This window comes from Pseudomonas sp. EGD-AK9 (genome assembly GCF_000465935.2).
In the GTDB taxonomy this organism is placed as follows: Bacteria; Pseudomonadota; Gammaproteobacteria; order Pseudomonadales; family Pseudomonadaceae; genus Aquipseudomonas.
Genome location: NZ_AVOF01000053.1, coordinates 1 through 11,005, shown reverse-complemented (window position 1 = coordinate 11,005; position 11,005 = coordinate 1). Strand labels below are relative to the sequence as shown.

Annotated in this window: 5 protein-coding genes and 1 pseudogene; all 6 read left to right on the top strand. The window is 68.3% G+C overall.

The annotated features are described in order from the left end of the window. The first annotated feature begins 144 nt into the window (after positions 1 to 144). The gene (locus N878_RS02960; RefSeq protein ID WP_031302668.1) at positions 145 to 1,947 is read left to right on the top strand and encodes an acyl-CoA dehydrogenase; all 1,803 of its coding nucleotides are present in this window, start codon (positions 145 to 147) and stop codon (positions 1,945 to 1,947) included. A 145-nt stretch (positions 1,948 to 2,092) separates the two neighbouring features. Next, on the top strand, positions 2,093 to 3,838 hold the full coding sequence (locus tag N878_RS02955; RefSeq protein WP_021442196.1) for a potassium/proton antiporter: 1,746 nt from the start codon (positions 2,093 to 2,095) through the stop codon (positions 3,836 to 3,838). Positions 3,839 to 3,987: 149 nt separating this feature from the next. Further along, entirely contained in the window at positions 3,988 to 7,335 is a 3,348-nt protein-coding gene (gene mscK / locus N878_RS02950) for a mechanosensitive channel MscK (protein WP_021442195.1), read from the top strand. Positions 7,336 to 7,353: 18 nt separating this feature from the next. Further along, positions 7,354 to 8,817, top strand: coding sequence for a protein adenylyltransferase SelO (gene selO / locus N878_RS02945; RefSeq protein WP_031302667.1), 1,464 nt, complete (start codon positions 7,354 to 7,356; stop codon positions 8,815 to 8,817). A 236-nt stretch (positions 8,818 to 9,053) separates the two neighbouring features. After that, positions 9,054 to 10,844 (top strand): SLC13 family permease, encoded by a 1,791-nt coding sequence (locus N878_RS02940; protein ID WP_021442193.1) that lies wholly within the window; start codon positions 9,054 to 9,056, stop codon positions 10,842 to 10,844. Positions 10,845 to 10,902: 58 nt separating this feature from the next. Continuing rightward, positions 10,903 to 11,005: pseudogene (locus N878_RS02935) on the top strand (thioredoxin TrxC); the annotation flags it as partial.

Here is an 11,005-nt window from a genome sequence, read left to right as displayed (position 1 = left end):
GGGTTCGACCCGCCACTTCGGCAATGGCGGGTTGCACCCGCCCTACCCCCGTGCGCCAACGAGCGATTATCACGGCCGATGATGATGCTGGGCAGCCAGGCAACTGGCTGCCTAGACTCGATCGATCATCTGGAGGCCCGTTCCATGTCCGAGACCCTGCTCAGCTCCCGCAACCTAGCGTTCGAACTCTACGAGGTGCTCGACGCCGAAGCCCTGACCCAGCGCGAACGCTTCGCCGAGCACAACCGCGAGACCTTCGACGCCGCCATCGCCACCGCACGCAGCATCGCCGAGGAGCTGTTCGCCCCGCACAACCGCAAGAGCGACGAGCACGAGCCGCAGTACGTCGACGGCGCCGCGGTGCTGATCCCCGAGGTCGAACCGGCCCTGCGCGCCTTCCACGAGGCGGGTTTCCTCAACGCCACCCGCGACTTCGAGCATGGCGGCATGCAACTGCCCAACCTGCTGTCGCAGGCCTGCTTTGCCCACTTCCAGGCGGCCAACGCGGCCACCGCGTCCTATTCGATGCTGACCATGGGCGTGGCCAACCTGATCGAGGCCTTCGGCAGCGACGAGCAGAAGGCCCGCTTTCTGCAGCCGATCATCGACGGCCGCTTCTTCGGCACCATGTGCCTGACCGAACCGCATGCCGGCTCGTCGCTGTCGGACATCCGCACCAAGGCCGAACCCGCCGCGGACGGCAGCTACCGGATCAAGGGCAACAAGATCTTCATCTCCGGCGGCGACCAGCCGATCTCCGAAAACATCGTGCACATGGTGCTGGCCAAGCTGCCGGACGCGCCGCCCGGGGTGAAGGGCATCAGCCTGTTTATCGTGCCCAAGTTCCACGTGGGCGCCGACGGCAGCCTGGGTAAGCGCAACGACGTGACCCTGGCCGGGCTGTTCCACAAGATGGGCTGGCGCGGCACCACCTCCACCGCGCTGAACTTCGGCGACAGCGGCGAGTGCGTCGGCTACCTGGTGGGCAAGCCGCACCAGGGCCTTTCCTACATGTTCCAGATGATGAACGAGGCGCGCATCGGCGTCGGCATGGGCGCGATCATGCTCGGCTACGCCGGCTACCTCTATTCGCTGGACTACGCCCGCAACCGCCCGCAGGGCCGCCAGCCGGACGGCAAGGACCCGAGCAGCCCGCAGGTGGCCATCGTCGAGCACACCGACGTGCGGCGCATGCTGCTGGCGCAGAAGGCCTACGTCGAAGGCGCCTTCGACCTCGGCCTGTACGCCGCGCGCCTGTTCGACGACACCCACACCCTGGCAACCGCCGAGGAACGCGCCGAGGCGCTGCAGCTGCTCGATCTGCTCACCCCCATCGTCAAGTCCTGGCCTTCGGAGTTCTGCCTCAAGGCCAACGAACTGGCGATCCAGATCCTCGGCGGCCACGGCTACACCCGCGAATACCCGGTGGAACAGTACTACCGCGACAACCGTCTCAACCCCATCCACGAAGGCACCCACGGCATCCAGTCGCTCGACCTGCTCGGGCGCAAGGTGGCGATGAACGGCGGCGCCGCGCTCAAGCAGCTGCTCAGGCTGATCCACGGCACCTGCCAGCGCGCCGCCGAGTACGAGTCGCTCACCGCCCTGCGCCAGCCGCTGGAACAACTGCTGGCGCGCCTGCAGGCGGTGACCCTGGCCCTGCTCGGCGACCTGATGGCCGGCCAGGTCAACCAGGGCCTGGCCAACTCGGCGCTGTACCTCAAGGTGTTCGGCCACGCGGTGATCGGCTGGCGCTGGCTGGAGCAGGCGATCCGCGCCGAGCAGGGCCTGGCCAGGGGCGATGGCGGCGACGCCGACTTCTACCGGGGCAAGCTGCAGGCTGCGCGCTACTTCCTGACCTGGGAAGTGCCGGGCTGCCAGCATGAGCTGGCCATCCTCGAGGCGCGCGACGACACCTGCCTGGGCATGCGCGACGCCTGGTTCTAGATGCCGTCGGCGGCCCGCCCCGGCGGGCCGCGGCCGGCTGGAAAAATGTAATAACCTTTTTGACAGCGGGGCGAAGGCAGCGGTTAGAATCCCTGGCACGCGCCATGCATAACGGCGCACTCACCACCAGGCCAGGAGTACGCCGTTGGACGCCAGCGCCATCAACAATCTGTTCTTGATCGGCGCCCTGCTGGTGGCGGCCAGCATCCTGGTCAGTGCCTTCGGCACCCGTTTCGGCATCCCCATCCTGGTGATCTTCCTCGCCGTCGGCATGCTCGCCGGCGTCGACGGCCCCGGCGGCATCGTCTTCGACAACTACCCGCTGGCCTACCTGGTGGGCAACCTGGCGCTGGCCGTGATCCTACTCGACGGCGGCATGCGTACCCGCGTCTCCAGCTTCCGCGTGGCGCTGTGGCCGTCACTGTCGCTGGCCACCCTGGGGGTGGTGATCACCGCCGGGCTGACCGGCCTGGCCGCCGCCTGGCTGTTCGACCTGAGCCTGCTGGAGGGCCTGCTGATCGGCGCCATCGTCGGCTCCACCGACGCCGCGGCGGTGTTCTCCCTGCTCGGCGGCCGCGGCCTCAACGAACGGGTCAGCTCGACCCTGGAAATCGAATCCGGCAGCAACGACCCGATGGCGGTCTTCCTCACCGTCACCCTGATCGCCATGCTCGCCAGCGGCCAGACCGGCTTCAGCTGGGACCTGCCGATCCAGCTGCTGCAGCAGTTCGGCCTCGGCGCCGTGCTCGGCCTCGGCGGCGGCTGGCTGCTGCTCAAGCTGATCAACCGCATGGAGCTGGCCAGCGGCCTGTACCCGTTATTGGTAGTCAGCGGCGGCCTGATCATCTTCGCCATCACCACCGCGGTGGGCGGCAGCGGCATCCTCGCCATCTACCTGTGCGGCCTGCTGCTGGGTAACCGGCCGATCCGTTCGCGCCACGGCATCCTGCACATGCTCGACGGCCTCACCTGGCTGGCGCAGATCGGCATGTTCCTGGTCCTCGGCATGCTGGTCACCCCCCACGAGCTGCTGCCCATCGCCTTGCCGGCGCTGGGTCTGGCGCTGTGGATGATCCTCTTCGCCCGACCGCTGTCAGTGCTGCTCGGCCTGCTGCCATTTCCGGCCTTCCACGACCGCGAGAAAGTCTTCATCGCCTGGGTCGGCCTGCGCGGCGCGGTGCCGATCATCCTCGCGGTGTTCCCGCTGATGGCCGGGCTGCCCAATGCCCAGCTGTTCTTCAACGTGGCCTTCTTCATCGTCCTGGTCTCGCTGCTGCTGCAGGGCACCAGCCTGCCGCTGGCCGCCCGGCTGATGCGCGTGACCGTGCCGCCGGAGCCGGCGCCGGTGTCGCGCGCCGGCCTGGAGGTGCACCCCACCAGCCAGTGGGAGCTGTTCGTCTACCGCCTGGGCGCGGAGAAGTGGTGCATCGGCGCCGCCCTGCGCGAGCTGAACATGCCCGAGGGCACACGCATCGCTGCGCTGTTTCGCGGTCGCGAGCTGCTTCACCCGTCCGGCAGCACGCGCCTGGAGGCCGGCGACCTGCTCTGCGTGATCGGCCACGAGGCCGATCTGCCGGCACTCGGCAAGCTGTTCAGCCAGGCGCCCAAGCGCGGTCAGGACCTGCGCTTCTTCGGCGACTTCGTCCTCGAAGGCGACGCCGAGCTGGGCGCGGTGGCCGCGCTCTACGGCCTCAAGCTGGAAGGCGCCGAAGGCCAGTTGCACCTGGGCCGCTTTATCGCGCACAAGGTGGGCGGCGAACCGATCGTCGGCGACCAGGTGGAATGGCAGGGCCTGACCTGGACGGTGGCGGCGATGGACGGGAACAAGGTGCGCAAGGTCGGCGTCAAATTCCCCGAAGGCAGCCGCCCGGGCCCCGGGCTGTTCCTGTAACAGGCTCGTCGCACCAGCGTCGCAGCCGCGAGCGCGCCGGACTCTGCTAGCATCGCAGCTGCGCACGCCCCTCCCGCGAGGGCCGGCGCGGCGGCGCCTGCGGCGGCCGTCCTACACTGTCATCGTCCCATTCAGCAGATCCCACGACCATGTCCCTGTTGCGCCTCCCGTTCGTCGCCGCCCTGCTCGCCCTGTGCCTGAGCATTCCCCCGGTTCTCGCCCAGGAGCCGCCCAAGGCCGAGAGCGTGCAGCAGAGCCTCGACGGCCTGGCTGATCGCAAGTTGCCGGAAGCCGAGCAGCTGGCGCTCAAGCAGACCCTGGAGCAGACCCTGCGCCTGCTCAAGGACCGCGAGGCCAGCGAGCAGCGTCTGGCCGACCTGCGCACCCAGCTGGAAAACGCCCCGCGGCTGATCGCCGAAGCCCAGCGCGAACTCGCCCAGCTCAAGGCCAGCCAGCCGGCGCCGCTGGCCGAGCGCCACGCGCGCACCGCCCTGGCGCAGCTGGAGCAGCTGCTCGGCGAACGCTCCAGCCAGCTCAGCGAGTGGAACAAGGCGATCATCGAGGCCAACAGCCTGGTGATCACCGCGCAGACCCGCCCCGAGCGCGCCCAGGCCGAGATCAGCCAGAACCAGGCGCGCAGCCAGCAGATCAACAACAGCCTGAAGAGCGACCGCGACAACGGCAAACCGCTGAGCGCCGAGCGCCGCGACCAGCTCGCCGCGGAACTGGCCCTGCTCACCGCGCAGACCCAGCTGCGCCGCCAGGAGCTGGCCGGCAACAGCCTGCTGCAGGACCTGGGCAACGCCCAGCGCGAGCTGCTCGAGGAGCGCATCAAGCGCGCCGAGCAGGAACGCCTGGAGCTGCAGAGCCTGATCAACGAAAGGCGCCGCGCCGAATCCGAGCAGACCGTCGCCGAGCAGTCGCGCGAGGCCGAGCGCGCCGGCTCGGACAAGCTGCTGGCACGCGAGAGCACGCGCAACCTCAAGCTTTCCGACTACCTGCTGCGCGCCACCGAGCGCCTCAACCAGTTGACCGAGGAAAACCTGCAGACCAAGCAGCAGCTGGACAACCTGGTGCAGGCCGACCAGGCCCTCGACGAGCAGATCGGCGTGCTGCAGGGCAGCCTGCTGCTGTCGAAGATCCTCTACCAGCAGAAGCAGGCGCTGCCCAGCCTGACGTTGGAAGACAGCAAACTGGCCGACGAGATCGCCGATATCCGCCTGTACCAGTTCGAGCTGGGCAAGCAGCGCGAGGAGATCGGCAATCCCGAGGCCTATATCGACCAGTTGCTCGCCGGCCAGCCCGCCGAGGAGGTCACCGCCGAGCTGCGCGCCACCCTGCGCGAGTTGCTGAGCACCCGCCGTGAACTGCTCGACCGGCTCAACCGCGAGCTCAACGCCCTGCTCAACGAATCGATCACCCTGCAGCTCAACCAGAAGGAGCTGCACAGCACCGCCAGCAGCCTGCGCGCCACCATCGACGAGCAGATGTTCTGGATTCCCAGCAACAAGCCGCTCGACCTCGAGTGGCTGAAGGGCGCGCCGCGGCGCCTGCAGCAGCAGCTGGAAAGCCTGCCCTGGGGCGTGGCGCTGAAGGAGCTGGGCGCCGCCCTGCTGGAGCGGCCGCTGGTGTTCCTGCCGTTGCTGCTGCTCTGCGCCTTCATTCTCTGGCGCCGCCAGTACCTGTTCGCCAAGCTCGGCGGCCTGCACGACGACATCGGCCACTACAAGCGCGACAGCCAGCTGCACACGCCGCTGGCGCTGGCCCTGAACCTGGCCCTGGCGCTGCCCGGCGCGCTGTTCCTCGCCCTGTGCGGCTACGCTCTGCTGATGGACGCGCGCGGGCAGAACCTCTACCTCGGCGCCGCGCTGTACGAGATGGCCCAGGCCTGGCTGGTGTTCTACACCCTCTACCGCATCCTCTCGCCGAATGGCGTGGCCGTGCTGCACTTCCATTGGCCGCCGGCCAACGTCGCCTTCTTCCGCCACCATATCCGCAGCCTGGGCCTGGTGGTGATGGCCCTGGTCGCGGTGACCAGCGTCGCCGAGCACCAGCCGGCCAGCCTGGCCGGCGACGTGATCGGCATCGGCGTGGTGCTGACCTGCTACGCGCTGATGGCCTGGCTGCTGTTCCGCCTGCTGCTCGGCGCGCCGCTGCGGGAGCACACCTCGGCGCTACGTTCGAGCGTCGGCCTGCTGTTCAGCCTGCTGCCGCTGGCGCTGATCGCCGCCGTGGCGTTCGGCTACTACTACACCGCGCTGAAGCTCACCGACCGCCTGATCGACACCCTCTACCTGCTGATCCTCTGGCTGGTGCTGGAAGCCGCCTTCATCCGCGGCCTCGGCGTCGCCGCCCGGCGCCTGGCCTACCAGCGCGCCCTGAGCAAGCGCCAGGCGCAAAGCAAGGACGGCAGCGAAGGCGAGACGGTGGTCGAGGAGCCGACCCTGGACATCGAGCAGGTCAACCAGCAGTCGTTGCGGCTGATCCGCCTGGCCCTGCTCGGCGGCTTCCTGGTCTGCCTGTACTGGGTCTGGGCCGAGCTGATCGGGGTATTCACCTACCTCGACACCGTGACCCTCTACGAATACAGCAGCGGCAGCGGCGAGGCCGCCACTCTGGTGCCGATCAGCCTGATGGACGTGCTCGGCGCACTGATCATCGTCGCCATCACCGTGGCCCTGGCGCGCAACCTGCCCGGCCTGCTCGAGGTGCTGGTGCTGTCGCGCCTGAAACTGGCCCAGGGCAGCGCCTACGCCACCACCACCCTGCTGTCCTATGCGCTGGTCGGCATCGGCATCGTCACCACCCTGTCCACCCTCGGCGTCAGCTGGGACAAGCTGCAGTGGCTGGTGGCGGCGCTGTCGGTGGGCCTCGGTTTCGGCCTGCAGGAGATCTTCGCCAACTTCATCTCCGGCCTGATCATCCTGTTCGAGCGCCCGGTGCGCATCGGTGACGTGGTGACCATCGGCAACCTGTCCGGCACGGTGAGCAAGATCCGCATCCGCGCCACCACCATCACCGATTTCGACCACAAGGAAATCATCGTGCCGAACAAGACCTTCATCACCGGCCAGTTGATCAACTGGTCGCTGAGCGACACGGTCACCCGCGTCACCCTCAAGGTCGGCGTCGGCTACGGTTCGGACCTCGACCTGGTGCGCAAGCTGCTGCTGCAGGCCGCCCAGGAGAACGCGCGGGTGCTCAAGGAGCCGGCGCCGCTGGTGTACTTCCTCAACTTCGGCGAAAGCACCCTGGATCACGAGCTGCGCATCCACGTGCGCGACCTCGGCGACCGCAACCCGGCCACCGACGAGATCAACCGCTTCATCGACCGCGAATTCCCCAAGCACGGCATCAACATCGCCTTCCGCCAGGTCGAGGTGTATGTGAAGAACCTCGAACGCGGCGAACACCAGCTCGAACAGAAGGACCTGATCAAGGCCGCCGCAGCCGGTGCGGCCAACGTGCAGACGCCGCCCCCGCCGGCGGCGACCTGAGCCATGGCGGAGTACGCGGTGAAACGCCTCGACCAGCTGAGCTTCGACAACCGCTTCGCCCGCCTCGGCGACGCCTTCTCCACCGAGGTGCTGCCCGAGCCCATCGAGCAGCCGCGCCTGGTGGTGGCCAGCGCCGCGGCCATGGCCCTGCTCGACCTGGCGCCGGAGGAGGCGCAGCGCGCGGAGTTCGCCGAACTGTTCGCCGGACACAAGCTATGGAGCGAGGCCGAGCCGCGCGCCATGGTCTACGCCGGGCACCAGTTCGGCGGCTACACCCCGCGCCTGGGCGACGGCCGCGGCGTGCTGCTGGGCGAAGTGGTCAACGCCGCCGGCGAACACTGGGACCTGCACCTCAAGGGCGCCGGGCAGACCCCCTACTCGCGCATGGGCGACGGCCGCGCGGTGCTGCGCTCGTCGATCCGCGAGTTCCTCGCCAGCGAACACCTGCACGCCCTCGGCATCCCCAGCTCGCGGGCGCTGTGCGTCACCGCCTCGGAAACCCCGGTGTGGCGCGAGCGTCAGGAGCGCGCCGCCATGCTGCTGCGCCTGGCGCCCAGCCACGTGCGCTTCGGCCACTTCGAGTACTTCTATTACACCCGCCAGCACGAGCAGCTGAAGATCCTCGGCGAGCATGTGCTGGCCTGTCATTTCCCCGCCTGCCTGACGCAGGACGAACCCTGGCTGGCGATGTTCCGCGAGGTGCTGGAGCGCACCGCCGGCATGATCGCCCACTGGCAGGCCTACGGTTTCTGCCACGGGGTGATGAACACCGACAACATGTCGATCCTCGGCATCACCTTCGACTACGGGCCCTACGCCTTCCTCGACGACTTCGACGCCGGGCACATCTGCAACCATTCCGACGACACCGGCCGCTACAGCTTCAGCAACCAGGTGCCGATCGCCCACTGGAACCTGGCGGCGCTGGCCCAAGCGCTGACGCCCATGATCGAAGTGGACAAGCTGCGCGCAACCCTGGAGCTGTTCCTGCCGCTGTACCAGACCCACTACCTCGACCTGATGCGTCGCCGCCTGGGCCTGCAGGGCGCCGAGGACGGCGACGAGGAGCTGGTGCAGCGCCTGCTGCAGCTGATGCAGCAGGGTAAGGCGAGCGACTACACGCTGTTCTTCCGCCGGCTCGGCGAACAGGCGCCCTTCGATGCGCTGCAGGTGGTGCGCGAGGACTTCGTCGACCTGGCCGGCTTCGACGCCTGGGGCCGCGACTACCTGGCCCGCTGCACCCGCGAGGGGGGCGAACAGGCCGAACGCCAGGCGCGCATGCACGCGGTCAATCCGCGCTACATCCTGCGCAACTACCTGGCGCAGCAGGCCATCGAGGCGGCCGAGGCCGGCGACTATGGCCCGGTGCGCGAGCTGCACGCGGTGCTGGCGCGGCCCTTCGACGAGCAGCCGGGGATGGAGCGCTACGCCCAGCGCCCGCCGGACTGGGGCAAGCATCTGCAGATCAGCTGCTCGTCCTAGGTTGGCTTGAGCCGGCACTCGACAGGGAGCGCCCCCGGCTATGCGTAGGCTTCGTCACGCTTATGTTGGGGGCGGCGAAGTGCTCCTCCGTGCCCTTATCCAATAAATCGAAAAGGCATATAAACCTTCTCAAACATTCTTAGACTATCTAAGCGAAGCCCACTATCGTGGCGACCTTGTGCGGCCGCCCAGCGCGGGCCCGATACCTCACACGAGATTCGACGCTAAGGATTTTCATGCCCTGGGACTCCCTGCCCCTGCTGTTCGTCGGCGCCCTGCTGATCTGGGTGCTGTATGCCTTCGTGCGCGAGAAATGGAGCCCGGACATAGTCGCCGCCATCGCCGTGGCGGCGCTGCTGGTCAGCCAGCTGCTGACCCCGGGCGAGGTGCTCAGCGTGCTGTCGAACTCGGCGCCGGTGACCATCGCCTGCATGTTCGTGCTGTCCGCCGCGCTGGAGCGCACCGGCTGCATCGACGCCCTGGGCAACTGGCTGGGCGAGCTGGTGGGCACCAGCCCGATCCGCGTGCTCACCGGCCTGACCGTCACCGCCCTGGTGATCTCCGCCTGCCTCAACAACACCCCGGTGGTGGCCATCCTCACCCCGGTGGCCATCGCCCTGGCGCGCCGCGCCGGCACCCTGCCGTCGAAGCTGCTGATTCCGCTGTCCTACGCCACCATCCTCGGCGGCACCCTGACCATGATCGGCACCTCGACCAACATCCTGGTCGACGGCGTGGCGCGCAAGGCCGGCCTGGAGCCCTTCGGCATCTTCGAGATCACCGGCGCCGGGCTGATCCTGGCCGCGGTCGGCATGCTCTACCTGCTGACCGTCGGCCACCGCCTGCTGCCCGATCGCGAAACCCTGTCCAAGCAGCTGCGCCCGGACCTGGACCGCACCTTCATGACCGAGCTGCTGGTGCCGCACGACTCGCCGATGATCGGCAAGACCCTGCACGAGGCCAACCTCAACGGCGGCAGCGGCCTGCAGGTGCTCAAGCTGTTCCGCGAGGAGCAGGAACTCACCGAGCCGGGCGGGGGCACCCTGCTGGCCAGCGGCGACCGCCTGGTGCTGCACGGCCAGGTCAAGGACGTGGTCGAGCTGCGCGAGAGCGGCCACCTGTCGTTCAACCGCGGCGACGCCTTCGAGACCATCAGCAGCCACGACGTGATCCTCGCCGAGGCCATAGTCGGGCGTAACTCGCGCTACAGTCACCGGCCGATGCGCGATCTCGACCTCACCGCGCGTTACGGCATCGCCGTGCTCGCCGTGCACCGCCAGGACGAGAACGTGCAGGGCAACCTCGACGAGTTCGAGCTGCAGTTCGGCGACGTGATGCTGGTCGAGGGCACCCCGGCGCAGATCAAACGCTTCGCCGACAACGGCGAGCTGATCAGCCTCAACGCCGTGCAGGAACGCGCCTTCCGCCGCGACAAGGCGCCGATCGCCATCGGCGCCACCCTGGCGGTGATGCTGCTGGCCGCCTTCGGCCTGATGCCCATCGAGGGCCTGGCGATCATCGGCGCGGTGAGCGTGCTGGCGACCCGCTGCCTGGACGTGGAAGACGCCTACAAGGCGGTGGACTGGAAGATTCTCAGCCTGATCTTCGGCATGCTGGCCATCAGCATCGCCATGGACAAGGTCGGCCTGGTCAGCCTGCTGGTGCAGAACGTCATGGGCTGGCTGCCCTGGGCCGGGCCGCTGCTGATGCTGAGCTTCATCTACCTGTTCACCTCGATCCTCACCGAGCTGCTGTCGAACAACGCCGTGGCGGTGCTGGTCACCCCCATCGCCATCGGCATGGCCCAGCACCTGGGCGTCGACCCGCGCGCCTTCGTGGTGGCGGTGATGTTCGCCGCCAGCGCCAGCTTCGCCACGCCCATCGGCTACCAGACCAACACCTTCGTCTACAACGCCGGCGGCTACCGCTTCACCGACTTCATGCGCATCGGCATCCCGCTCAACCTGATTCTCTGGGTGGTGGCCAGCTTCGTTATTCCGCTGTTCTGGCCGCTGACGCCGGTGTGACTTGATATCGAGCGGCGGCGGCTCCATCTAGCGGACATGTCCCACGGAGCCCGCCGTCATGTCCGATCCCCTGCTGATTCCCTGCCCGCACTGCAACGGCCTCAACCGCATCCCCGCCGCGCGCCTGGGCGACGCCCCGCGCTGCGGGCGCTGCAAGGCCG